This is a genomic window from Methylobacterium sp. GC_Met_3 (genome assembly GCF_026540775.1).
GTDB lineage: Bacteria > Pseudomonadota > Alphaproteobacteria > Rhizobiales > Beijerinckiaceae > Methylobacterium.
In genome coordinates, this window is record NZ_JALNUL010000031.1 from 1 (window position 1) to 24,487 (window position 24,487).

A 24,487-nucleotide genomic window follows, 5' to 3' on the forward strand; every position below is an offset into this window, starting at 1 on the left:
GCGCTCACCACGACGATACTCCCGCCGACTGCCTCTATACCCTCGGTTGCGCCATCGAAGACGCCGCTGCACGCCTTGCAAAAGCGTGGGAGGCTGCTCGCCGTCAGGAGCAAGCGGTTCGGGAGAACGGACGATGACCGCCTCCACCCGCCGCGCCGCGATCGGCGCCATCCTCGCCGCCCCGCTTACAGGCGGGGCCGTCATGGCCCTTCCTTCGGACTCAACGAGCCTGCCGGAGCAGGAGGCACGGTTCTTGGCCCTCGCGCCTACGCTGCTGCCAAAGTTCCCGAGTTGGATCGCGTATGGGCCGAGGCTACCCGGCTCTACTCCGTTGCCGAGGCGGCACATCCCCATCCGGATCCGCGGATATTTAATCTGAAGTCGCTGAAGGAAGCTCACGAACGCATCGTGCTGACTCCGGAGTGGCAGGCCTATCTCACGGCCCGGGTGCCGGCCGACGCTCTCGACAATCAGCTAGAGGAAACCGTCTCGCCCTTCATGGATCTGCCGATGGTGAGCCTGCTGGGGATCCTGCTCAAGCACCGGATCGGTATGACGCTCGGCCAGTACGAGGACGACGCTCAAAGCGACATCAGCCGGCTAGCGCAGGAGGTGCTTTGCGCCTGATCTACACCTTCCTCGCCATCCGGATGATCCGGCTGGCCCGGTTCGATCTCTACAGATCTGAACGCCTGCACCGGGACGGCGATGAGGCCTTTGAGCGGTCGCGGGAGCGCGTGCGGCTGGCCGATGGTCTAGTCGCGCGGGCGGCGCTGCGGTGATGATGCGCGTCTACCCGCAAAAGAAAGGCCCGGCTGCGGTATCATCCGCGGCCGAGCCTGCACGGGGTCGCCTGCGGCGACCGCCGAGCTGCTACCTGCGGTGGCGGAAGTGCCGATGCATGAAGCGACGCTCCGCATGATGCATGCGCCGGATCGGGTGCCAGCGAACGTTGGTGATGTTGTCCTGGGCGCCGGTGACAGTCGCGGCCGGAACCGGGCTGAGAGGAGCTGCGGAGGCCGGCGTGACGAGGGTGGCGGCGCCGAACGCGGTCAGCAGAGCCGCGGTGATCATCGATGTGCGCAAGGGGTAGTTCCTCTCGTGCGGCCACCGAAACTGGTGGCGTCTCACGAAGCCACACCGCCGATCGTTGGTTCCAGAAGGGCGATCTCGAAATGCGAAACGGTTTCGCTTTTGAAAACGGACATCGTGTCCGTTCTGCCGTGCCAGCAGGGTGAGGGACACATCCCCCACCTTGGTACGGCTCACCTGTAGACGGTGCAGCTGTTGATATCGCCGGTCGGCAGGAACTCGCAGTTGGTGGCCGGCTCCATGACCCCATCGTCCGTCAGGGTCGTGACGGCCGCTTCACTGGTGGGTGGCGAAGTCAGCATGACGGTGCCGAACGCCAAGCTGGCGGCAGCGAACGCAAGAACGAACAGTATGAAGTTGCGCCGAAGCGCGGGGAGCAGGGCAGTGGCCATGGATGTCCTCCCATGCGGCGCAGCACGTGCGCCGGTGAGGAGGTTGGACCCTGCCTCTAGCAGCCGCATCACCTGAATGGAGGAGTGAGATCACGAACGCCGCTCGCGCATCCGGTGCGGACGGTTTGTAGGTTTCACTGTAGGTAGGATGAAGATGAAAACCGCCAACCCATTGTTAGAATTGCGATTTTCAAGAGCAACTGGCGGAGAGGGGGGGATTCGAACCCCCGATGCCCTTGCAGGCATGCCGCATTTCGAGTGCGGTGCATTCAACCGCTCTGCCACCTCTCCAGCAGCGATCTCGGACAGGTGATGCAGGCAGCACCGTTACGAGAACCGTCGCTCTGACCTTACCAAGTCGACCACCGCCAATAGCTCGGAGGCGGTCGCTCGGGAATAGCCGAGGCGGGTCATAACGGGGTTGCCGCGGCAGGGCAAGCCAAGAGACCCAGAATGATCTCCTCCGCCGCGCCGAAGATCCTCGAACACGGGATCGCAGCTGTCGCCGCGTCCGGTCGCGCTTCGGAGGTTGCCGCGCTGGTCCGGTACGAATCGGGCGTCAGCGCGTCCCGAGCCCGGTCGCGCTCCGGGCCGTGGCGGCGCGACCCGGATCCACAGATACGGAAGCTCAGACCACCACGGTGATCGCCTGCGCGGCGCGGGTGAGGCCGGTATAGAGCCAGCGCGCCCGGTGCTCGCGGAAGGCGTAGGATTCGTCGAAGAGCGTCACCCGGTCCCATTGGGAGCCCTGCGCCTTGTGCACCGTCAGCGCGTAGCCGTAGGTGAACTCGTCGGTCTCCCGGCGCAGGAACAACGGGATCTCCTCGTCCGAGCCCGAGATCATCGCCCGCAGCACCTTGATGTCGGTGGGCTTCCGGCGCAGGCCCGGATCGTCCTCGGGCACCACGTCGAGGCGGATCAGGTCCGGCCGCGGCGGCGCACGCAGGGCCTGCACCGTCCAGGTCGAGCCGTTGAGCAGGCCCTTCACCCGATCGTTGCGCAGGCAGACCAGCTTCTCGCCGATCGCCGGCATCGGGTCGGTGTGGCCGGCGAGTTCCCGCAGGCGGCCATTGTAGAGCCGGCGCGTCTTGTTGAGCCCGACCAGAACCTGATCGCATTCGAGGACCTCGGCCGGGTCGAGGGCGCGGCGTGAGACCACCCGGCTCTGCCCGAAGGTGCCGAGTTCCAGCCGTCCGCCCTCGCGGATGGTCATCGCCATACGCACGATCGGATCGTCCTTGGCCTGCCGGTGGACCTCGGTCAGCATCACGTCGGGCTCGGCCTCGGTGAAGAAGCCGCCACCGCGCACCGGCGGCAATTGCGCCGGATCGCCGAGCACCAGCACCGGCCGCTCGAACGACAGGAGGTCGTTGCCGAGATCGGAATCGACCATCGAGCATTCGTCGATGATGATCAGGTCCGCCTTGGCGGCGAGGCCCGAGCGATTCAGCGTGAAAGTCGGGCCGCCCTCCTCCGCCTCCTTGGTGCGGTAGATCAGCGAATGGATCGTGGCGGCGTCGTAGCAGCCCTTCTGACGCATCACCGAGGCGGCCTTGCCGGTGAAGGCGCCGTACACCACCGTGCCGTCCACATCCTCGGCGATCCGCCGGGCGAGCGTGGTCTTGCCGGTTCCCGCATAGCCGAACAGCCGGAAGACCTGGGATCCGCCGTCGCGCCGCCACGCGGCGATCGCCTTGAGCGCCGCGTCCTGCTGGGGGGCATAGGCCGAGGGCAGCCCCGCGCTCATGACAGCCCCATCACGGCCAGCGCACGGTGGGCGGCATCGACGACAGAATCGAGGCGACGTTGCCGCCGGTCTTCAGGCCGAAGATCGTGCCCCGATCGTAGAGCAGATTGAACTCGACGTAGCGCCCGCGCCGCACCTGTTGCTCGAACCGGTCGGCCTCGGTCCAGGCCGTGCCGAGATTGTCGCGGACGATCTTCGGATAGGCCTCCAGGAAGGCCTGTCCCACATCGCGGGTGAAGGCGAGATCGGCTTGCGGGTTGCCGGTCCAGCGGTAGTCATAAAAGATCCCGCCAATGCCGCGCGGCTCGTTCCGGTGCTTGAGGTGGAAGTATTCCTCGCACCACGCTTTGTAGCGTGGGTAATCGACGCCGTGCGCCGCGCAGGCCCGCTCCAGGCAGGCGTGGAAGTGGTGGCTGTCCGGATCCTCCTGCGTGCGGCGCCGGTCGAGCACGGGGGTGAGATCGGCCCCGCCGCCGAACCACGCCCGCGTCGTTGCGACGAAGCGGGTGTTCATGTGCACCGTCGGCGCATGCGGATTCCAGGGATGGGCGATCAGCGAGATGCCGGTGGCGAAGAAGCGCGGGTCCTCGGACGCCCCGGGCATCTGGGCCCGGAACTCCGGCGCGAACTCGCCGTGCACCGTCGAGATGTGGACGCCGGCCTTCTCGAACACGCGGCCCTTGAGCATCGACATCACGCCGCCGCCGCCGGGCCGCCCGGTATGGTCGGTGCGGTTCCAGGGCGTCTTCACGAAGGTGCCCGGCCCGTCGGGCGCGTCCGGGTGGAACGGCCCCTCGGCCTCGGCCTCCAGCGCCTCAAGCGCCGCGAGGATGCGGTCGCGCAGGGTTTCGAACCACGCGGCGGCTTCGGATTTCATGGCCGTGACATCGGCCTCGGCGGGAGGTGCAGCCAGGGCTGCGCGCGCATCATCCGGCATCGTCATGGCCGAGGCTTTCCCACCCCGCCGGGCCGCCGTCAATTCAGTCGTGACCGGACCGGCGCATCACCCGCACCCGCAGCGCCGACGCGACCCGGCGGGCTGCCACGGGTCGTCGGCGTGAGAGGTCAGCGAGAACCGGCCCGGTTCGAGAATGGGCCTACGCGCTTCGCTCACCTCAAGTCGCGCATATCCTGCACGCCGAGAGACTTCAACTTCGCACGAAGGTGCTCGACCTGTATCTTGAGGATCTCATTCGCTACCGTGAGCGTTCTGAGTGGTTGTTCATCCCCTGCTCCTGCTTTTGTGACGCTGCGGAGCTCGGCTTCCAACGCCACCGTCTTTGCCCGCTCGCGTTTGAGATCCTCCGCGTAAGCATGCATCGTGGCCACAGCGTCGCGAAATTCCTTGCGCTCGTGTTCGAGCTCCTGGCTGTCGTCGTAGAGACTCGTGACCGGCTTGATGTCATCGGCACCGGTCGCGATGGCGATGTAGGAGCGGACTGCCATCGCGTCGCCGCTGGAGACTGAGTGGCCCCCGAGGGCCTTCGCCAGATGGGCGTCCGCGCCGGAGGACGCAGCGCCAGGCAGGATCACAGATCCGTGGATGTTGTGCTGAACAAGGAATCGGACCGTCGGGAACTGCCGCTGGAGCAGAGAAACGAACTCCGGGCCCGTCAGCTCATGCGTGTGGAACGGATTGCCCTCAGGCCGGGCACCGTTCCGCACCGCGATGTTCGGCGTCGAGATCACGAGGATTCCGTCAGGCTTGAGCACCCGGCGCAGTTCGGCCACGGCGCCGGGCTGATCGGCGACGTGCTCGATCGTCTCGAAGCAGATCGCGATGTCGACCGAGGCATCGGCAACCGGCAGACACGCGATGTCTCCAACTTGAAACCTGACCCGATCCGAGGCGTAGCGCCGTTCGGCGTGTGCGACGGTGGCGGGATCGATGTCGATACCAAGCACGGAGCGCGCTCGCGCGCCGAGGAGAGAGCTGCCGTAGCCTTCTCCGCACGCGACATCGAGCACTATCTTTTTCTCCACAAACCGTTCTGCATAAATATAGCGGTGCATTATATCTTTCTGTATCTGACCACGAAACTCATCATGAAATCTATCTCCGGGCAATTCCAGCCGCCCTTCGTCAAAATTGACATCTGTTTCCTGTTTTTTAGTCATTTACGTTCGACATATCCTTCGTTTTATTAAAAAGTAGAAAATATTTTGCAATCCGCATGCAATACTTCGTCGGTAATCCGAATATATCTTTCGAGTGCAAAGTAAGATAAAACGCGCTTAGGTTCAAGTGCGAAAAATTCGATGGTTACCGCGCAGGTTTTTCTATGGTCCTTGAGGATACGGCTGCGTAAGATGGCTTGGCGTGACACCATTTAAACGCGAACATCTTTTCCGCTGAGCCAATCAGAAGCGTCAACATGCTCCGCCAGAACGGAATCGGTCCGACTTTGCAGGACCGCTGCGAGCGCGAACACGATGCGGAGGTGCTCCATTCGGCACCTCAGGCGCATCATCGTTCGGGAGAGCGCGCGAACGGATATCGGGCCGGCCGGGTGATCGAACCGGCCGCCGCCGCGCGGGTGGCGGGGTCGCGCCTGTTCGACGCCGACTGGTACCGGAGCACCCAGGCCCCCGACCTTCCCTCCGACCGAGACGCCGCTCACCACTACCTGCAGCAGGGCGCGGCCCTTGGCCTGAGCCCGGGTCCGCTGTTCGACGGCCCCCTGTACCTCGCCGACAATCCCGACGTCGCGGAAGCCGGGCTGAACCCGCTGCTGCACTACATCGACTATGGCCAAGCCGAAGACCGGCCGATCTTCCCGCTCGTCGACGCGGCTGCAGTCGCGCAGGTGGCGGAATCGTACTTGTTCGACGCCGACTGGTACCGGAGCACCCAGGCCCCCGGCCTTCCCGAGGAGCAAGACGCCGCTCACCACTACCTGCAGAAGGGTGTGGCCCTCGGTCTGAGCCCCGGTCCGTTGTTCGACGGCCCCCTGTACCTCGCCGACAATCCCGACGTCGCGGCAGCCGGGCTGAACCCGCTGCTGCACTACATCACCTGCGGCCAAGCCGAGGACCGCCCGATCCGCCCGGCCGTGGAGCCGGCTGCGGTCGCGCAGGTGACGGGATCCGACCTGTTTGACGCCGACTGGTACCGCAGGACCCAGGCCCCCGACCTTCCCCTGGAACGGGACGCCGCCCACCACTACCTCCAAGAGGGTTCAGCCCTCGGCCTGAGCCCGGGCCCCCTGTTCGATGGCCCGCGCTACCTTGAGCGCAATCCCGATCTCGTGCCGTTCTCCGTCAATCCGCTGCTGCACTACCTCGACAGCGGTCGTGCCGAGATGCGGCAGATCTGTCTCGCCCGGACTCGCGACACCAGAGGCCACCGGATCGAGGTCGGCCCCATCATCCTGCGCGAAAGGGTGAGCGCCCGGATCGCCGTCGTCGTCCACGCCTTCTACGTCGACATCTTCGAGGATCTCGTCCCACGCCTCGCAAGGGCGATTCCCAAGTTCGACCTTCTGGTGTCCACGGATCAAATCGAGAAGAAGCTGGCCATCGAGGCCGCCGCCACCCGCGCGGGCCTCGGGCGCCCTATCCGCGTGGCGGTGGTGGAAAACCGCGGCCGCAACTTCGGAGCCTTTGTCAGCACCTTCGCGCAGGAGATCCTCCAGCACGATTACGTCCTTCACATCCACACCAAGAAATCGCTCTATAGCGGCAGCGAGCAGACGCGCTGGCGCGATAACATCTATCGGGCTCTTTTCGCCAACTCAGCTTGCGCCCACCTTGCGTTATCCCTGCTCAACGACGACACCAAGCTCGGCCTCTTCTTTCCGGAGACCAGCGGGCATATGCCCTACTGGGCTCATACGTGGCTCGCGAATGGCGGCTCGGGCCGTGCCCTGCTCGAGCGCCTCGGACTCCGCTACGACGGATTTGACGAGTACCTCGACTATCCGGTCGGGGGCATGTTTTGGGCGCGGGTCGATGCCCTGCGCCCGCTCCTGACGGCGGGCCTGACCCTTCAGGATTTCCCGGCTGAGCGCGGTCAAACCGACGGCACGCTCGCCCACGCGATCGAGCGCGCCATCCCACTTGTATGCCGCGCGCAGGGCTACAACACCGTCTGCTTCGACTACGACCGCGGCCTCGTCCGCCACGGCAGCAGTTCTCGCAACTGGCGCCAGTATGCGAGCCATTCGCCGGATGGCGCGCGCGCGGCGCTGGAGGGTGTCGATCTCGTCTCGTTCGACCTGTTCGACACCCTCGTGTGCCGCCCAGCGCGGCGCCCGGACGCGGTGTTGAAGCTCGTCGAATACCGCATCTGCCGCGAGGAGGGCACGCCTGTTCGGCTGTTCGAGGAGCGCCGTGCCGCCGAGAACCGGATCCGCGGTCGCAAGCGCCATCAGGGCGACGTCGACCTCTCCGAAATCTACGAGGAACTGCGGGCCACGGGGACGATTCCAGCCCATGTCATCGCGCGCGCGTACGACCTCGAACGACAGATCGACCTCGGCTGCCTCGTACCCCGCACGGAGGTGATCGATCTCCTCAAAGCCGCGCACGTGCTCGGCAAGCGCATCGTCCTGATGACGGACACCTACTACGAGGAGGCCGGCATCCTCGGCATCCTGCACCGTTTCGGCCTCGCCACGCTGTTTGCGCGGATCTACGTGTCGAATACCGTCGGCGCCCGCAAGGACCGGGGCGACCTCTGGTGCCACGTCGAGGCGTCGGAAGGCGTCGCGCGCGCGGGATGGCTTCATGTCGGCGACAACGAGCACTCCGATGTCCAGGCGGCCTGCGATCGGGGCATCCGCTTCCTGCACATGGCGCACCCGGCCAAAATCATTGCGCAGAGTGGCTTTGCGCGCGACCCGGGCGATCTGGAACGGACATGGGCCGCCGACCTCGCAATCGGCCATGCCATGCTCAAGCTCGCGTGCACCCCATACCTCGACCGCAGCAAGCCGCCGTACCTCTCGCTCGGCTCGGCCAGCGACGTTGGCTACACGGTCTTCGGGCCGCTGACGCTGCTCTTCATGTCCTGGCTGATCAGGCACGAGGCCCTCCGCCACATCGGACGACTGTATTTCCTGGCCCGCGAGGGTGACTTCCTGGTTCGGATCTATCGCCTGATCCGGGACCGGTTTGGTCTGCACCATCTGCCGGAGGGCCGCTATTTCCATGTCTCGCGACAGGTGGCCATCGCGGCCGCGCTTGCGACCGAGTTTCGGCCCGCCTGGCTAACAACCACCGGAATCTACGCGGGCGATCTGTCGGCTCTGCTACGCCATCGGACCGGCTTCGTCGCCCCAAGCCATCTCGGACTCGACCGGTTCGAGGTCAAGCTAAACGAGGACGCCGCCGTCATCGAGCGGGTGATAAACCGGCTGGCGCCGGAAATCGGCGAACATGCAGCCGGAGTGCGACAGCGCTTCCTCGCCTACGCGCACCAAGAGGGCCTCACCAAGGACAAGACCTTCGGCGTCGTCGATGTCGGCTATTCCGCTACCATCCAGAAGATGATGCAGGCGACACTGGGGCGGCCGCTGATCGGATTCTACATGGCGGCTTTCGACAGCGCGAACGCGGTCGAAGAGGCTGGCGGTTTTGCCTTCGGCTGCATCAGCGAGAATGCCAAACCGTGGACATCACCAATGCCAGCCCTGAAATACTCGCTCGCCGTCGAAGCGTTCCTGACGGCCGCCCATGGTCAGGTGGTGGACTACTCCGTCGGCGACCGGGTCGAGCCGGTCTTCAAGGCGGACAGGCGTCGTGCCGCCGATCTCGCCCTCCTGGCCGAGATGCACGACGGCGCGGAACGGTACGTTACCGAGACGCTAACCCTCTACGGGCCCGAACTGCTCCTGACCGAAATGCCGCTGAAGGGGCCGCAGGAATTCCTACGCATGGTCATGGAAGGTGAGATCGCTGTCGATGTCGAGTCTATGAAAGGCCTGGGTGTCGAAGATGATTTCACCGGGACCGCCGCGCACACAGTGTATTCGGATTTGTAGACGGGAGCGCCCCATCTACTCTCGAGTGAGGCATGCCTTTCATCGACATTCGTCAATCAAGGAGAATGAAGAGCCAGTTTATCTTGACGATCAAAGAGGCGAGGCTAGACTAAAGCCCTGGCTGCGAGGGTCGCGATTAATTCTACCCCGCGGCTGGCCGGCCTACAGGCTTGAGCAGACCGGTGGCACTTGCCACCACCAAAGCTTCGGCATCGCGGATCTCGGCCTCGCAGAAGATCACGTCGCGCCCGGCCCGGGTCACGCGCCCCTCCGCGAGCAGGACGCCGCGCCCGGGATTCAGGAACCTGGTCTGCATGTCGAGGGTCACCACGGGCCGCCCGACGCTGAGGCGCGCCGCCGTGCCGAGGGCGACATCGAGCAGGGTGCAGAGCACGCCGCCGTGGGCGATGCCGAGATTGTTGGCATGCTCCGGGCGCAGAACGAGCCGCAGCCGCGTCCGCCACTCGCACACGTCCAGCGCCTCAATCCCGCAGAACTGCACGAACGGAATGTGAGCTCCGAAGACGGTGCCGGGCTCCGAGTCCTGATCCACGCCCACCGTCCCGGCTTCCTCCGACAGACCTCTTTATGGCGCAGGGCGGCTCAAGCCCCAAGGCTGTTCTCGCACAGCACCGGACTCGAGGTGGCCGTAGCCCGGCGCTCCGGCTGCCGTGGGCAACCATCCTGTTCCCGGCCTGCCCGCTACCCGCGTTGCGGTCTCGCCGGGGCTCCCATCAGATCTTCCTTATCGCCCGGCGTACACAATGAGAGCGCCACAGGACGGGCCGTGAGGTTTCACCGGTCTCATCAGACCGGCAACCGATCTTCGCAAACCAAGCGACCGGCTTGTCACCGATCGGACGCCCATCGGCACGGCGGCGGTGTCTGGAACTCGTGAAACCGGCCATCCGACCAATCGGGTTTCTCCGGCAACGATTTCAGCTGGACCGGCCGGTTGAATAATATGCGTGTTAACGGGCGGCCGCTTGTGTATGGAAATCCTCGACGACGACTTGATTTTGCTGCAGAGACGTTAGAACCGTCTCACCACCACCACATAGAGGGAATCATCGATGGACGACAACGCCCCTGAACAGCAGCAGACCTTTATCGAGCAGGCCTCGGACATCGTCTCGGCGTATGTCTCGAACAATTCCGTGCCGATCAGCGAGCTGCCCGGTCTGCTGGCCGGCGTCCATGCCGCTCTGGCAAAGCTGTCCGCCCCCACGGCGGCCGTCACCGAGGCGGCCGACAAGCCCACGCCGGCCCAGATCCGCAAGTCGGTGACCCCGGATGCGCTGGTCTCTTTCATCGACGGCAAGCCGTACAAGACCCTCAAGCGCCATCTTTCGCGCAACGGCCTGACGATCGAGCAGTATCGCGAGCGCTTCGGTCTGCCGCGGGATTATCCGTCGACGGCCGCGAGCTATTCGGCGCAGCGCTCCGAGCTCGCCCGCAGCCTGGGCCTCGGCCAGCAGCGCCGCAAGTCCGTGGCGGTCGAGGAGCCGGTCGAGGAAGTCGCCGAGAAGCCGAAGCGCGCCAGCAAGCCGCGCAAGGCCAAGGAAACCGCCTGAGGGCAGGCATCCGGCCGCCCTACCGAGCCGCATGACGGTTCGGCGGGGCGGCCCGGGCGCTCAAGCCCGACGGTGCATGCCCCGCGGGGCGGGTCCGTCAGGCGAAATCGGCGAGATCGTCGGCCACTTCGCCGGCGGCAATCTCAGTCTTGGCCTTCTGGCGCTCCGAGGGCGCGGATCCGGCCTTCAGGGCGTCGTCGTCGGATCCTCGATCCTGCCCAATCCCGCGATCCTGCTGCCGAAGTGGCGCCGCATCCGGCGGATTGCCGGTGCCTTGCTTGTCCGGGGATTGATCCCGCAGCCGATCCGCCATCGCGTGTCCCCGCCGATTTAAACCTCGATCCTCTGTATCTGGGTCGGAGAGCGGCGCCGGCTACAGTGTGCGATGCACGCCCGAGCGCGGGCGATCCTGGCCACACCCCTGATAGGTCCGCCCGTTTGAAACGTCGCGCGGCCCCGGCCTGGGAGACAAACCGGGTCGTCGGCGTTGCTGGAGCGCAAGCCGCCGTGCAAACCGGCCGCGACAGGGATGGGACCCCGCGATGACGGACACGCAAACCCGGCGGGAAGCGAGCCGGCGCGATGTGCTGGCGGCCTCGCTGCTCGGCACGCTCCCGCTGCTCCTGGCGAACGCGGCTGAGGCCTCGCCCCTCAACCCGGAACAGACCATCATCCGCGCGCCGGAGGCGCTGCCGTGGGTGCCTTCGAAGGATTACCCGGAGCGCAGCGTCGATCGGTGCAATCTCACCGGCGATCTCAACGGCACCGGTCTGTACTACACCCTGATCCGCTGGTGGCCAGGCTACATGAGCGCGCCGCACACCTACACCTCGGACCGGTTCTGTATGGTCCTGTCGGGCACGTGGTGGTGCAACAGCGGCGCGGATTTCGACCCCGCCGCCTGCGTGCCCGTGAAGGCCGGCAGCTTCGTCCGCCGGGTGGCGGGGACGCCGCACTACGACGGCGTGGTCCGCGACGGGACGGAGCCGGCGGTCATCGCCATATGCGGTGTGGCGCCGGTGAACTACCGGCTGGTCGACCCGTCGCAGCCGGGCTGGCGCCGGGTCTGAGGGGCGATCGTTCAGGAGTCGCGTTTGGGCAATCGGTACGGGCTGGAGATCCGGGCAGCCGCGGGCTCGGACGCGGCCGGCCTGGCGGCGCTCCTGAGCGAGACCGGGGAACCGGTCGGCGCAGCGGATCTCGCGGCCCGGCTCGAAAGCCTGCAGCGGGCGGGCGGCACCGTTCTCGTCGCCGTCGAATGGGGTCCGCCGAGCGGCCTCATCGCCCTCACCCCCACCCACACCCTCGATGCGCCCCGCCCGTTCGGCCTGATCACGACGCTCGTCGTGGCCGCAGAATCTCGGCGCCGCGGCATCGGGCGCGTGCTGCTCAAGGCGGCCGGGCGGGCGGCGCGCCAGGCCGGCTGCGACCGTCTGCGCCTGCGCGTCGGACCGGAACAGCCGACCCTGCACGCCTTCTGCGCCGCAGCCGGTTTTGCCGGGGGGTCGGAGCTCTACGAGCGCCCGTTGCTCAAGCGCGGATCCGGCGAGCCTTGAAGCCCGCGACATCCTGACCGCAGCCGACGGCGTTCCCAGGCGTTGATTGAATCAAGCTGGAGCCCCGTTCATGTCCCTGCGATCCGAGACCCCCCCGCCGCCCGGCAACCTGCACGCCGTTGCCCCGCCGGATTCGAACGCGCCGACCTCCGCGCAGCTCAAGGGCGACATCGACAGCGGCCGCACCGGCGACAAGACCCCCCACGTGGATATCGGGGCAGCGCCGCTCGGGACCTGCGAGGAAGCGGGCGGAACGCCGCCGTCATCCCAGGAGGTCCGGATCGCGCGCCAGAACGAGCGGGCCCCGTCCGAGCGGTCGAAGGCCGGCTACGTGCATCAGCGGCAGCCCTGGGTCGTCCCGGCTTTCGTCGGTTTCATCGTCTTCGCGGCAATGGCACTCGGCGGCGGCCTCTGGCTGACGCACTGACCCCGGCGGACAAACAACGCCGACGCGCGATGATGCAGGACGGCACGGTCCCGCGGGGAGCGTCTTAAAGGTCGATTCACGTCGATGCGGTTAGCGTGAGCTTACTGCAGTCCTGCGTAAACCGATCGTCCATGCCCTCATCCGTCGATGCTCCGCCGGACCTGTCCGGGCTCCTCGAACTCTCGCGCATCGAGAATCTCGATCTCAAGCCCGTGATCCTGCGGGTGCAGACCGATCTGTTCGTCCGCGCGCCGGGCCACGATCGGGTCGCAACCGAGATCTTCGAATCCCTCGCCTGCGGTCTGATCCCCACGGTGGACGAGGAGACCGCCCGGGCGGTCGCCCGGAAGCTCGCCCCCTGCCCCGAGACGCCGCCGGCGGTCCTGGAGGCGCTGGCGCTGCGCGGCGGCGGTGCCCGCGACGCTGTTGTGGAATTGGCGCCCACGCTGAGCCGCGGCCTGATCGACGCGGCGCTGGCCGACGGCTTCGACATTGCCGATCGGATCGCCGCCCGGGCCGGGCTCAGCCGCGAGGCGGCGGACGAACTGTCCCGCGAGGGCCGCCCCGAGATAGACCGGGCGCTCGCCGCCAATCTCGGCATCACCCTGCGCGGCGCGACGCTTGCCCGGCTGGTCGGCCGCGGCCGCAGCGATGCCGACCTCGCCCGGTTGCTCCTGGTCCGCCCCGACGTTTCCGCGGCCGACCTCGTGCCCCTCTACCTGCACGCCGACCCGATGCGCCGCGCCGTGATCGGCAAGAGCGTGGAGGCGACCGCCGCCCTGCGCCCCTGCCCGCCCCCGCCCCGCGACCTCGGTGCGTCCCTGACCCGGCTCTCGGCCGCGCACGACGTTGCGGCCTTCGTGGCCGCGCTCGCGGACGGGCTCGGCCTGCCCCCCGGTTTCCTCGCCCTAGTCGCCGATCCGGGTGCCCGCTACGACCTCCTCACCCTCGGCCTGCGCGCGGCCGGGCTGCACGAGGAGGAGGCGGTCTACATCTTCCTCACCCTCAACCAGGGGGTGGCGCGCTCGGCCGAGCGCGTGGCCGACCTCGTCCGCCTGTTCCGCACGGTGAGCCGCCCGGCGGCGCGGGACCTCGTGGCTGCGATCCTCGACCGGCCGCTCACCGAGCGCGGGCGCAGCGAAACGCATCAGCCGGTCCACGGCCCGGAAGCCAAGCTGCGCCAGAGCGCCGTCGCGTCGCGCACGAACCTGCCGGCCCGCACCCGCCCGGCAACCAAGGCGGACGTGGGCTGACGGATCGCCCTCAGCGGGGCTCGATCCCCCGCCACGCGGGCTGCCGGTCGGCTGCCTCCAGGGTATCGGTCGAGGGCGTATCCGCGGCGGCTTGAGGCTCGCCGGCCCGGCGGCTCAGCTCCGCCATCAGGCCGCGGGCGAGCACCGCCCGGGCGGCCCGCTCGCGGGTCTCGGCGGGGACGGCCTCAAGGGCAGCCGGCAACACCGCCGAGGCGCTCGGCAGCCGCCCCGTGAGCTTGCGGGCCTCCGCGGCCGGATCAGCGCCGCTACGCATCAGCGCGAGATACGAGAGCACGCCGATCACCAGCGCGGCGCGCAGCAGGACGGTCATGGTTCGTCGTCTCCGCTCAGTGTGAACCGCATCGACGCGCGTGCTGGCTGTCGCCATCCGTGACGATGCGCGGTCGCGAGCTTTCGACAGGTTTCGTGAACCGGGCCTCAACCAGCCCGGGCTTTCGCGCGCGATGGTGAACGAAGTTTATCCGAATGCGCTTGGTTACCTCGCGGAAAGCATCCTGACCGTTCTAAGCCCACGCGCAACACTCGTTTAAGCCGTCTCTGCGACCGTTCGGAAGTTGTTCGAAAGTCGAACCGGAGGCGCGAGGGATGCGGAAACGCATACATCGCGGCGTGTGCCAGCCTTGCCTATTAAAAAAGTCCTGACTTCGTTGATCGACGACCGTCTCGCGGGGCTGGTTCACGCCTCCGCGGCCGATGATGTCGCCACCCGGTGCCGCCATCAGCGCTTCCTGGTGTCGCGCCTCGCCACCGGCGCCGTGATGATGGTCGGGCTGCCGCCCTACCTGCTGTGGCGCGGCGTGCCGTCGGGCATCGAGGTTCTGGCGATCGCGAGCCTGCTGCTGCCGGTCTTCGCCGCCGTGCTGCTCGTCCGGACGGGATCGCTCTGGCTCGCCCACGCGGTCTCGGCGGCGGGCCTGACCGGGATCGTGGTGGCGCTGTCGAGCGTCACGGGGGGCGTCGCGTCCCCGGCCGCGGTCTGGCTGGTGGCGATCCCCGTGGAGGCGCTGATCTCGGGATCGCTGCGCGCGACACTGGCGGCGGCCGCCATGGCGGTCCTCGGCGTGCTGGCATTGGCCGGTCTCGACGCGCTCGCGATCGCCCTGCCGGTCATGGACATCTCCGCCGGCCTCGCCCTGCCGGCCTTCGCGCTCACGGCGATCGGCCATGTCGCCGCCCAGGCCCTGGAGCACGAGCGCAACGAGGGCGCGTGGCGCGCGCGGCTTCGCGACAACGAGGCCCGGGACCGGCTGCTGCTCTCGGCGATCGACGATCTCGTGACCTGGCACGACCGCAACGGCCGCGTCGTGGACGCCTCCGTGTCGGCGACCCGGCTGCTCGGCAGCGAACCGGCCCGCCTGCACGGCCACGGCTTCCTGGAGCGGGTCCACGTGGCCGACCGGCCGGCTTTCCTCCAGGCTGTGAGCGATGTCGCCGCGACCGGGCGTCCCGCGACCCTGCCGCTGCGCCTGCATGTCGAGGCCGGGCGGCCCGATGGCGCTCGCCTGATCCACGCCGAGATGCGCGCCCACCGGATCGCGCATGGCCCCCACGACGCCGCCACCGCGGTGGTTGCGGTGACCCGCGACATGACCGAGCACCACCGCTACGCCGAGGAGCTGGAGCGCGCCCGTGCCGAGGCGGAGCGGGCCGACGCCATCAAGGGCCGGTTCCTGGCCAACGTCACCCACGAGCTGCGCACGCCGCTCAACGCGATCATCGGCTTCTCCGAGGTACTGGCCGGCGAAGGTGCGCCCAGCCTCAGCGCCGAGCAGGCGCGGGACTATGCCGGGATCATCGGCGCCTCCGGGCACCACCTGCTCGGCGTCGTCAACACACTCCTCGACATGAGCCGGATCCAGAGCGGCAACTTCGACTATGCGCCGGAGGTGTTCGACATCGCGGGCCTGCTCCAGTCCTGCTGCGATCTGATGCGCCTGCGGGCCGAGGCTGCGGGCGTTACCCTGGCGATCGCCGCTTCCGACCCGGTCGAGATCACCGCCGATCCCGGCGCCTGCCGGCAGATCCTGATCAATCTCGTCTCGAACGCCGTGAAGTTCACCCCGCGCGGCGGGCGGGTCGACCTGTCCCTGCGCCGCGGCGTCGAGGGTCTCGACATCGTCGTCGCCGATACGGGCTGCGGGATCGGCGCGGAGGATCTGTCTAAGCTCGGCACGCCGTTCTTCCAGGCCGGGGGCGGCGACTACAAGCGCCAGCATGAGGGGACCGGCCTCGGGCTCTCGGTGGTGCAGGGGCTCGTTGGCCTCCACGGCGGCGCGATGCGGATCGAGAGCGCCCCCCAGTCCGGTACGGTCGTCACCGTGACGCTGCCCCGGGTCTGCCGCGCGCCGGAGACCGCCTGCGGCCCGGTGCCAATCCGCACAGCCGTGCGGGGCGCGCCTCAGCCGCGCCGGGTCGTGCGCCTGCCGCTCGGCCTGTTCGATGCTGAGCCGGGGCCCACGCTGAGCAGCGGGCCGAGCTCGGCGCTGCGTCGGACCGGCTGAGCCCAAGATCCCCCCGGAACACGATCCCCCGGAAGGAGACACGATGTCAGGCTACCGCGAGATCACCGTACCGGGCGAGGCCGCCCGGGCCCGTCGCCCGGCCGCGCGGCGCAGCGCCGTGCAGGGGGATTGGCGCTCCGTCCTTGTCGGCGCGCTGCGGGCGGCCGGCAGCACCTGCCGTAACAGCCCCGGCACCGTGCTCAGCAGCCTTGTCGGCCTGGGTGCGGCCGGTTTCATCTGCGTCAACGCCCTCGGCTACCAAGCCGGCCGCCATCCGGCCCCGATCCTGCCCAAGCTCGCGCAGAAGGCCCCCGCCCCGCGCGAGGCCGCGCCGCCCGCCCGAGATGTCGCCCGAGAGGCCACCAGGGAGCCGGTGCGGGAGATCGCGCGGGATCCGGTCCGCTCCGAACTGGAGAAATCTCCCGCCAAGCCGGCGGCTCGGGACGCAATCGGCGAGTTGATCCGCGCCGACGAGACGACCGCATCGGTGACCCCGAAGGCGGCCCCGGTCCGGACGGCCGCCAAGCCGGTTGCGAAGCCGGCCACCAAGGAGCCCGTCAAGAAGGCCGAGACGGAGTCCGATCCGGTCCTCCGGGCGCAGAAGGCGTTGTCGAAGCTCGGCTATCCGATCAAGCCCGACGGCGCCATGGGTCCGGGCACCCGGGCGGCGATCGAGAAGTTCGAGCGCAGCGCCAAGCTGCCGGTGACCGGAGAGGCCACGGGCCGAACGCTGCGCGAACTGACGGCCCGGGCGAGCCACGGTTAGAGCCGTGCCCGATCGCTTTGCAATCGTGCGCGGCTCCAAGCTTTTGTTGTGACGCGCTCTCTTGCGCCGAACCGCTATCCACTTGATCGGAGAGCGCTCCAAGACGCCATCGCGGGAACCCCGCGCCGGATGCGCTCCGACGCAGGCGTGGATCACGCGGCTCAGTCTTGCGTGCCGGTGAAGCGGCGGATCGTCTTGCAGCGCGGCCCGCCATTTCCCTGCCACGACTTCGCGTGACCGATCGAACCGGTCATGTCTGGGTCGGATTGCCGCCCGGGCGGTGAACCCCGTTGTTGCACCGATCCTGCGGGGTCCGCTGGTAGCGCGGGCACGAGACGGCCTCCCGCTGTCCAAGCAGATCCATGAGGGTCTGCGCGGGGACAGGCGACGACGCAGTCAGCAGGCACAGGCAGGCGGCGATCGCCGTGAGGCGCGAGGGTCGTCTCTGCATAAAACTGCTCTTTTAATCGTCGAAGGACGCTTCCCCTTTTGGCTCTTGCTCAGTTAATCAGCAAACAATACTGCGGATGTGCGATTACACACGGCATTAACTCCAACTTCAATCCTGAAAGACTCTGAATTTATTTCAGGATTATTTGCGATGCACGGGCGTGCACCGTGTCGGACGCGCCGCAGCCGTGCGTTGTCAGGAGGCGCCGGATCACGCATCTCAGGCGCGTTTCCGGGAGGCTCCACCGCATGCGCCTGCGTTCCGATTTCTGGGCTTCGGCCCATCTCCGCCGTCTCGATGTGGCGGGCATTCCGGCGGTGCTGCGGCGGCGCGGGGCCGCGGAGGCGGGGGCAATCTTCGTGAAGGTCGATCGCCTCGACGGCAGCGCCGATCTCTACGGGCCGGCGCCGCAGGCCCTGTTCGAGGCCGAGGACAGCGGTGACCGCCGCTTCGCGGCCCTGGTCACCGGCGGCACCCCGCTCGACGTGGAGGAGCGCCTGACCAAGGAAATCCGGTTCGATTCCGACCTCTGGATCATCGAGATCGACGACCGCCAGGGCCGGCACTTCTTGGAGTTGGCGGAGTGATCCGAGGCCGGCCAACCGGCTTTACGCGCGCAGCGAAGCCCGCCGAGGCTTTACACGATCTCGGCTTGCTCCGCTGTGCTCTTCGGGATGCGGAGCGTCAGCCCTCGATGATGCGCTCGTCGAGCTTGCGATCGACGGTCGCGACGGTGCGGTCGATCTCATCGCTGGGCTCACCAAGCTGGTGCGAGATCAGCTTCACCAGCAGATCGACCCGCTCGATATAGGGGGCACCGTTCGCCACAGCCCGCGCCGCCGAAGACGGTTTGAGCAGGCTCTCGGCCGCCTTGGCGTATTTCTCGAACGGCACCTGATCGGCCGGGTCGGCGCCAAGCTTCCGGGCGATCGCGTCGACATGGTCGTAGATCGCCCGGGAGCGCGCCAGATCGCCATGCACGGCATCATGGATCGATTGCGGTTCGCCCGGCGTGATACAGCGGTAATTGCCCGTGAGCAGCATCGACCACTTGGCGAGCGGCACGAACAGCGAGTCGAACACCTTGAGCTTCACTGGCACGTCGTGCCCGTCGAGGCGCACGGCGTCGATGTCGGCTTCCAGCTGCCGAAGCAGCGTGTTGTGCGCCTCGTCCGTGAAGGTCGCGGCCTTGAAGTTCGTCGGCAGCCCGACATGGAGGACGTTGGCCTCCTCCTCCGGCGGCCGGAAGGCCTGCGGATCGGGCGAGCACAGCGACACGAGGCCCGGCTCGAACCGGTCCCACACGCCGGCATTGGTGTAGGCGTCCTCGAGATCCATGGCGGCAAGGCCCGGGATCCGCTTGAGGTAGGGCAGCGGCGGCATGTTCATGATCGACAGGCACGGCAGCCTTGCGGCCGCGATCTTGATCATCAGCACGCGGATCGTGTGGTTGTTGTATTGCGGCTCCTGCATGGCGAGGCCCACAAGGTCGTAGCGCGACACGTCGACGTCTTCCGGAGGCATCGCATCGACCTTGCCGGGCAGGTCGCGCGAGAAGATCGCCCGGTGCTCCTTCTCGTCGCGCAGCTTGATGCGGACCTCGGTGCCCTCGCGGTTGATCAGGTCGGCGGTCTTGCGCCGGCAGACCAGGGTCACGTTGTGACCGGCCATCAGGAGCTTGGTCCCCAGGAGCGAGCCGTAGGAGGCCCCCAGGATCAGGATGTTCTTGGCCACGTTGGTCCTCCCCAGCATTGAGACTTGCTGTTCTGTTATCGGGCTGCCGGGGACGGCGCGTTGACTCACGACGACACTGGCATCCGCGATGGATGGCAGCCGGGCGGACGGAAGGCAAGCCTTCTGGTATACCTAATCCCAAACGGGTTGTGACGCCCCGCAGGTGACAGGCGGGGCGAATCCTATCCCCACAGCTCCGGCGTGGGCGGATACATCAGGCTCCCCTCGTAGCGTAGCGGCGTATCACGGTCGCGGGCGAGCAGCAGCGGGCCGTCGAGATCGACGAAATCCGCGTCGTTCGCGAGCAAAGCCGCCGGCGCCATGCCGAGCGAGGTGCCGAGCATGCAGCCGACCATGATGGCGAGCCCCCGCGCCTTCGCCTCCTGAACGAGCAGCACCGCCTCAGTCAGGCCGCCGGTCTTGTCGAGCTTGATGTTGATAGCGTCGTAGCGACCGGCCAGCGCGTCGAGGCCGGCACGGTGGTGCAGGCTCTCGTCGGCGCAGACCGGGACCGGATGCGGGATCTCAGCGAGCAGGGCGTCGGCATCGGCCGGCAGCGGCTGCTCGATCAGCGCGACGCCGGCGTTCAGGCAGGCGGTGAGGTTGGCCTCGATGGTCTCCGGCCGCCACGCCTCGTTGGCGTCGACGATCAGCCGGGATTCCGGCGCCCCGGCCCGCACGGCGGCGATGCGCTCCGGGTCGCCCGCCCCGCCGAGCTTCACCTTCAGCAGCGGCCGGTGGGCCGCCTTGCGGGCGGCTTCTTCCATGCTCTCCGGCGTGCCGAGGCTCAGCGTGTAGGCGGTGATGGCCGGCCGGGGCTCGCCGAGCCCGGCGATGGCCCAGGCGGGGCGGCCCTGGAGCTTGGCTTCGAGGTCGAACAGCGCGCAGTCGAGGGCATTGCGCGCCGCGCCCGCCTTCATGCGGGCCATCAACGCGTCGCGCCCGATCCCGGCCGCGATCGCCTCCGCCTGTCCCTCGATCAGGGCGCTGACACTTTCGACGCTCTCGCCGTAGCGCGGATAGGGCACGCATTCGCCGCGCCCGACCCCGTTCGCGTCCGTGATGGTCGCCACCACCACGGCGATCTCGGTGCGGCTGCCGCGGGAGATCGTGAAGGCGCCCGCGATCGGGAAGCGCTCGACGGCGAGAGTCAGGCGGCGGGCCATGTCAGGCTCCCGGGAAGTCGGCGACGATCCGATCGACCAGCGCGTCGACACCGAACCGGACCGGGTCGGTGGCGGGCAGGCCGTGCTCGGCCCCGACCTTCTCCAGGAAGGCCCGGGCCTCGGCTTCGCCGAGCGCCTGAGTGTTGATCGCGATGCCCACCGGCTTGATCGCCGGGTTGGTCAGGCTGCCGAGCTGAACGGTGAGGTCGATCACCTGCTGGATCGTCGGCAGCGGGTGCTTCACGCCGCGCATCGTGGTGCGGGTCGGCTCGTGGCAGACCACGAAGGCATCGGCCTGGGCGCCGTGCAGAAGCCCGAGGCTCACTCCCGCGAAGGACGGGTGGAACAGTGAGCCCTGGCCCTCGAGCAGGTCCCAGTGATTCGAGTCGGCCTCGGGCGAGATCGACTCGACGGCGCCCGAGATGAAATCGGCCACCACGGCGTCGATCGCGACGCCTTTGCCGGATATGAACACGCCGGTCTGGCCGGTGGCGCAGAAATCGGCATCGAGGCCGCGCTCACGCATCCCGCGCTCCAGGGCCAGCACGGTGTACTTCTTGCCCACCGAGCAATCGGTCCCGACGGTGAGCAGGCGCCGGCCCGCCCGCTTGGTGCCCTTGCCGGTGGGGAAGCGCTCGTCGGTGTGGCGCACATCGTGGAGCTGGCGACCGCGCCGCGCGGCGGCCTCCGCGATGGCCGGCACCGCGCCGAGCTTCACGTGCAGGCCGCTCGCCACATCGAGCCCCGCCTCGATCGCCGCGACGATCTCCTTCACCCAATGGTCCGGCAGCACGCCGCCGGCGTTGACGACGCCGATCACCAGGGTGCGGCAGCCCTTCGCCAGGGCCTCGGGCAGGGTCATGTCGGGAATGCCGAGGTCGGCGGCGCAGCCCGGCAGGCGCATTTGGCCGACGCACCATTCGGGGCGCCAATCCTTGATCCCGTAGGCGGTCTTGGCCGCCAGCGTATCGGGCACGTCGCCCAGGAACATCAGGTAGGGCGTGGCGATCTGCATCGGTCGAGCAACCTTCTCCGGAGGCCGGCGGACCGTCTATGCGGGATCGCGACCGTTCGGCGCAATGCATGTGGCCGGCCAGCGCAGTGGACGCGGCCGCCATCGGGTGCATGCCGGGGCTGCGTTCAGGCTAGAAGCTCCAGTCCTGGTTTCGAAAGGTCTCGACCTTTCGCGGGTCCAGGGCATCGCGCTGGAACTGCTGGGCTCCGCCCCCAGACCCCGCCAAAGGGCTTCAACCCTTTGGAAACCCGGTGCCCTGGGTCAAAGATGACTCCGCTCAGGCAGCGTGTCGTCGCGCGACCTGGGCCTCGTTGGCCGCCGCATCGGCCGGCGACAGCACGCCGGTCGCCCGGACAAGCCCCTCGGCGCCCGTCAGCGCGCCTGCACGCAGTTCCAGCCCGAGGAAACGCGCGCGCTCGAACGGTCCGGGCAGGATCAGGCCGTCCGCAAGCGCCCGGTCGAAGCCGAAGCGGGCGTAGTAGGGCGCGTCGCCGACCAGCAGCACGGCGCCGTGGCCGAGCGATTCGGCCCGGCCCAGAGCCGCCTGCATCATCACCGAGCCGAGCCCCTGGCCCTGGATCGCCGGATCGACCGCGAGCGGACCGAGCAGCAGCGCCGGGCGGGCGTCGCCGGTCTCGACATGCCACAGCCGCAGCGTGCCGACGAGGCGACCGGCCCGGGTCGCCGCGAAGGCGAGTCCGCGCGCCGGCAGGCGGCCCTCGCGCAGGCGCTCAGAGGTCTTGGCGCGGCGGTTGCCGGGAAAGCACGCGTCGAGCAGGCGCTCGCGCGCCGGGACGTGGTTGAGATGCTCCGCGCGGATCTCGATCATCACAATGCCCTCCCCGGGCCGACATGCGGGAGAAGCGATCTTTTGAGGCCGAGAGCCGGGTGCCCTCGGTCGAAGCGGTGGTGAAGGTCAGCGTTCGGCACGGTCGCCCGCGCCGCCGTTACGAACGGAGCGAAGTGACCCAGGACCGCGCGAGCGTTATCGCCCTGGCGTTACCGGATTGCTTCACTTCGCTCGCAGGGGCAGCAACGTCACGGCCCTTCAAACGGACCCGGTCTCAGGCCGCAATAATCAGATCACGATCTGCTGAAGAGGCGGGAAGCCGTTGAACGCCACCGCCGCGTAGGTGGTGGTGTAGGCGCCCGCGCCCTCGATCAGCACCTTGTCGCCGATCGAGAGGGAGATCGGCAGCGGGTAGAGCTGACGCTCGTAGAGCACGTCCACCGAGTCGCAGGTCGGCCCGGCGATGACGCAGGGCTCGGTCGCCTCCCCGTCCCGCGCGGTGCGGATCGGGTAGCGGATCGCCTCGTCCATGGTCTCGGCCAGCCCACCGAACTTGCCGATGTCGAGGTAGACCCATCGGACCTCGTCGGCATCCGCGGACTTCTTGGACACCAGGACGACCTCAGCCTCGATCAGGCCGGCATTGCCGACCATGCCGCGGCCCGGCTCGATGATCGTCTCGGGGATCCGGTTGCCGAAATGCTTGGTGAGCCCGCGGAAGATCGCCTCGCCGTAGCTCTCCACCCCGGGCACCGCCTTGAGGTACTGGGTCGGGAAGCCACCGCCGAGATTGACCATCGACAGGCCGATGCCGCGCTCGGCGCATTCGTGGAAGATCGCCGCCGCGGAGCCGAGCGCCCCGTCCCAGGCCTCGGTGTTGCCCTGCTGCGAGCCGACATGGAACGAGATGCCGTAGGCCTCCAGCCCCTGGCGGTGGGCGTGCTCCAGCACGTCCGCGGCCATCTCGGGCACGCAGCCGAACTTGCGCGAGAGCGGCCAGTCGGCGCCCGCGCCGTCGCACAGGATGCGGCAGAACACCCGCACCGCGCCGGTGGGCACGCCCAGCGCCTTGGAGGCCCGGGCGATCTTCTCGACCTCGGCTTGGCAATCCACCGCGAACAGGCGGATGCCGAGCTTGAGGGCGCGGCCGATGCAGCGCTCCTTCTTGATGGTGTTGCCGAAGGAGATCCGGTCGGCGGTGGCACCGGCGGCCAGCACCATCTCCATCTCGGCCACCGAGGCGGTGTCGAAGCAGGAGCCCATCTCGGCGAGCAGGCGCAGCACCTCGGGGGCCGGGTTCGCCTTCACGGCGTAGAACACCCTTGTGTCCGGCAGGGAGCGCGCGAAGGCGGTGTAGTTGTCGCGCACGACATCGAGATCGAGGACCATCACGGGGCCCTCGTCCTGACCGAGGTCGCGGCGCACGCGCAGGTAGTCACGGATGCGGTCGGTCATGGTGGTCTCCCGGCACGGGTTCGCGAGCGCCCTTACGCGGGGCGCGCTGTCGAAGATGACGGCCAGGATCGGCCGTCGGCGTCAGGGGGCGATGCGTCGCTCCGGCCCACGCGCTTTGGAGACGCGTGCGTCGGTGCGGGCGCAGAGCACCCGGAAGCTGCCGTGGATTGGAAGGGAGGACCCCCACCGCACGCCGGGCAAAGATGAAACAAGCCTCTTCGGTGCCGGCCTTTGGAGGGCCGACGAGACCAAAAAAGCCCGTTCGTCGTTGCTTTAAGCTGCGTCCCCCGTGGAGAGCGGGGTTCGCCGGTTTCGCCTCCGGCTGCCGGTTGTTGTCGGGGTCCGGTGTTGCCACCTGGATGCCGGCCGTAGGGATCCACCCTTGCGACCATCGATCCTTTAAGACCCCTGGCGGCTGTCCGGCAGTTGACCGGATGCCCACCAACCGACACGCGGCCACAGGCACGTGCGAAATTGGGCAAGGCGCATATATGGGGGATGCCCCCGGGCGGCAAGGGCGACACAACCTGGAGGACTGGCTTTTTCGGCCGCCATCCACAGTC

At 68.0% G+C, this 24,487-nt stretch carries 24 protein-coding genes and 1 tRNA gene; 11 read left to right on the forward strand and 14 right to left on the reverse strand.

Annotated features, from left to right (window positions below):
- Both OXS27_RS24010 and OXS27_RS24015 read left to right on the forward strand, forming a co-directional pair.
- Positions 1–627: hypothetical protein (locus OXS27_RS24010; RefSeq protein WP_267359213.1), on the forward strand; the 627-nt coding region annotated here is incomplete at its 5' end.
- The gene (locus tag OXS27_RS24015) at positions 618–782 is read left to right on the forward strand and encodes a hypothetical protein (protein WP_267359071.1); all 165 of its coding nucleotides are present in this window, start codon (positions 618–620) and stop codon (positions 780–782) included. The genes OXS27_RS24010 and OXS27_RS24015, both read left to right, overlap by 10 nt.
- A 91-nt stretch (positions 783–873) precedes the next feature.
- Here the strand turns inward: OXS27_RS24015 and OXS27_RS24020 are convergent, their stop codons facing one another.
- The 6 genes from OXS27_RS24020 to OXS27_RS24045 all read right to left on the reverse strand — a co-directional run bounded on the left by OXS27_RS24020 (position 874) and on the right by OXS27_RS24045 (position 5,349).
- Complete coding sequence (locus OXS27_RS24020) at positions 874–1,086, reverse strand: hypothetical protein (RefSeq protein WP_267359214.1); 213 nt, start codon at positions 1,084–1,086, stop codon at positions 874–876.
- Positions 1,087–1,265: 179 nt separating this feature from the next.
- A complete protein-coding gene (locus OXS27_RS24025; protein WP_267359215.1) occupies positions 1,266–1,484 on the reverse strand; it encodes a hypothetical protein in 219 nt (72 codons plus the stop codon).
- 201 nt (positions 1,485–1,685) lie between these two features.
- Positions 1,686–1,775 (reverse strand) — tRNA-Ser (locus OXS27_RS24030).
- A 337-nt stretch (positions 1,776–2,112) separates the two neighbouring features.
- Positions 2,113–3,231, reverse strand: coding sequence for an AAA family ATPase (locus OXS27_RS24035; RefSeq protein ID WP_267359217.1), 1,119 nt, complete (start codon positions 3,229–3,231; stop codon positions 2,113–2,115).
- A gap of 10 nt (positions 3,232–3,241) precedes the next feature.
- Positions 3,242–4,174, reverse strand: a complete 933-nt coding sequence (gene hemF, locus OXS27_RS24040) for an oxygen-dependent coproporphyrinogen oxidase (protein WP_267359219.1) — start codon at positions 4,172–4,174, stop codon at positions 3,242–3,244.
- A gap of 167 nt (positions 4,175–4,341) precedes the next feature.
- Positions 4,342–5,349 (reverse strand): class I SAM-dependent methyltransferase, encoded by a 1,008-nt coding sequence (locus tag OXS27_RS24045; protein WP_267359221.1) that lies wholly within the window; start codon positions 5,347–5,349, stop codon positions 4,342–4,344.
- 392 nt (positions 5,350–5,741) lie between these two features.
- Between OXS27_RS24045 and OXS27_RS24050 the strand changes: the two genes are divergently transcribed.
- The gene (locus OXS27_RS24050; protein WP_267359223.1) at positions 5,742–9,215 is read left to right on the forward strand and encodes a rhamnan synthesis F family protein; all 3,474 of its coding nucleotides are present in this window, start codon (positions 5,742–5,744) and stop codon (positions 9,213–9,215) included.
- A 142-nt stretch (positions 9,216–9,357) separates the two neighbouring features.
- Here the strand turns inward: OXS27_RS24050 and OXS27_RS24055 are convergent, their stop codons facing one another.
- On the reverse strand, positions 9,358–9,768 hold the full coding sequence (locus tag OXS27_RS24055) for a PaaI family thioesterase (RefSeq protein WP_267359225.1): 411 nt from the start codon (positions 9,766–9,768) through the stop codon (positions 9,358–9,360).
- Positions 9,769–10,288: 520 nt separating this feature from the next.
- On the opposite strand from OXS27_RS24055, the gene OXS27_RS24060 reads away from it, so the two are divergent.
- Complete coding sequence (locus OXS27_RS24060) at positions 10,289–10,789, forward strand: MucR family transcriptional regulator (RefSeq protein WP_243922196.1); 501 nt, start codon at positions 10,289–10,291, stop codon at positions 10,787–10,789.
- Between the two features lie 97 nt (positions 10,790–10,886).
- Here OXS27_RS24060 and OXS27_RS24065 read toward each other — a convergent pair whose 3' ends face one another.
- On the reverse strand, positions 10,887–11,102 hold the full coding sequence (locus OXS27_RS24065) for a hypothetical protein (RefSeq protein ID WP_243922194.1): 216 nt from the start codon (positions 11,100–11,102) through the stop codon (positions 10,887–10,889).
- A gap of 229 nt (positions 11,103–11,331) precedes the next feature.
- Between OXS27_RS24065 and OXS27_RS24070 the strand changes: the two genes are divergently transcribed.
- The 4 genes from OXS27_RS24070 (at position 11,332) to OXS27_RS24085 (ending at position 14,025) form a co-directional block, all read left to right on the forward strand.
- The gene (locus OXS27_RS24070) at positions 11,332–11,859 is read left to right on the forward strand and encodes a hypothetical protein (RefSeq protein WP_267359228.1); all 528 of its coding nucleotides are present in this window, start codon (positions 11,332–11,334) and stop codon (positions 11,857–11,859) included.
- Between the two features lie 24 nt (positions 11,860–11,883).
- Positions 11,884–12,345, forward strand: a complete 462-nt coding sequence (locus tag OXS27_RS24075) for a GNAT family N-acetyltransferase (RefSeq protein WP_267359230.1) — start codon at positions 11,884–11,886, stop codon at positions 12,343–12,345.
- Positions 12,346–12,415: 70 nt separating this feature from the next.
- Positions 12,416–12,772 carry a hypothetical protein gene (locus OXS27_RS24080; protein ID WP_243922188.1) on the forward strand — a complete coding sequence of 119 codons (357 nt, stop codon included), beginning with the start codon at positions 12,416–12,418 and terminating at the stop codon, positions 12,770–12,772.
- Positions 12,773–12,903: 131 nt separating this feature from the next.
- Positions 12,904–14,025 (forward strand): DUF2336 domain-containing protein, encoded by a 1,122-nt coding sequence (locus OXS27_RS24085; RefSeq protein WP_267359233.1) that lies wholly within the window; start codon positions 12,904–12,906, stop codon positions 14,023–14,025.
- 10 nt (positions 14,026–14,035) lie between these two features.
- Here the strand turns inward: OXS27_RS24085 and OXS27_RS24090 are convergent, their stop codons facing one another.
- Positions 14,036–14,356 carry a hypothetical protein gene (locus OXS27_RS24090; RefSeq protein ID WP_267359235.1) on the reverse strand — a complete coding sequence of 107 codons (321 nt, stop codon included), beginning with the start codon at positions 14,354–14,356 and terminating at the stop codon, positions 14,036–14,038.
- A gap of 301 nt (positions 14,357–14,657) precedes the next feature.
- On the opposite strand from OXS27_RS24090, the gene OXS27_RS24095 reads away from it, so the two are divergent.
- The 3 genes from OXS27_RS24095 to OXS27_RS24105 all read left to right on the forward strand — a co-directional run bounded on the left by OXS27_RS24095 (position 14,658) and on the right by OXS27_RS24105 (position 18,351).
- Entirely contained in the window at positions 14,658–16,547 is a 1,890-nt protein-coding gene (locus OXS27_RS24095) for a PAS domain-containing sensor histidine kinase (protein WP_267359237.1), read from the forward strand.
- A gap of 43 nt (positions 16,548–16,590) precedes the next feature.
- On the forward strand, positions 16,591–17,313 hold the full coding sequence (locus OXS27_RS24100; RefSeq protein ID WP_267359239.1) for a peptidoglycan-binding protein: 723 nt from the start codon (positions 16,591–16,593) through the stop codon (positions 17,311–17,313).
- Positions 17,314–18,012: 699 nt separating this feature from the next.
- The gene (locus OXS27_RS24105; protein WP_244002316.1) at positions 18,013–18,351 is read left to right on the forward strand and encodes a DUF1491 family protein; all 339 of its coding nucleotides are present in this window, start codon (positions 18,013–18,015) and stop codon (positions 18,349–18,351) included.
- A 97-nt stretch (positions 18,352–18,448) separates the two neighbouring features.
- On the opposite strand, the gene OXS27_RS24110 is transcribed toward OXS27_RS24105, so the two are convergent.
- From OXS27_RS24110 to OXS27_RS24130, 5 genes are all read right to left on the reverse strand, one after another.
- Positions 18,449–19,498, reverse strand: a complete 1,050-nt coding sequence (locus OXS27_RS24110) for a 2-dehydropantoate 2-reductase N-terminal domain-containing protein (protein ID WP_267359246.1) — start codon at positions 19,496–19,498, stop codon at positions 18,449–18,451.
- Positions 19,499–19,680: 182 nt separating this feature from the next.
- Entirely contained in the window at positions 19,681–20,664 is a 984-nt protein-coding gene (dgcA, locus tag OXS27_RS24115; RefSeq protein ID WP_267359248.1) for an N-acetyl-D-Glu racemase DgcA, read from the reverse strand.
- A gap of 1 nt (position 20,665) precedes the next feature.
- Complete coding sequence (gene dgcN / locus OXS27_RS24120) at positions 20,666–21,679, reverse strand: N-acetyltransferase DgcN (RefSeq protein WP_243922169.1); 1,014 nt, start codon at positions 21,677–21,679, stop codon at positions 20,666–20,668.
- Positions 21,680–21,956: 277 nt separating this feature from the next.
- Complete coding sequence (locus OXS27_RS24125; RefSeq protein WP_267359250.1) at positions 21,957–22,508, reverse strand: N-acetyltransferase; 552 nt, start codon at positions 22,506–22,508, stop codon at positions 21,957–21,959.
- A gap of 249 nt (positions 22,509–22,757) precedes the next feature.
- Positions 22,758–23,924 (reverse strand): type III PLP-dependent enzyme, encoded by a 1,167-nt coding sequence (locus OXS27_RS24130; RefSeq protein ID WP_267359252.1) that lies wholly within the window; start codon positions 23,922–23,924, stop codon positions 22,758–22,760.
- Positions 23,925–24,487: the final 563 nt, after the last annotated feature.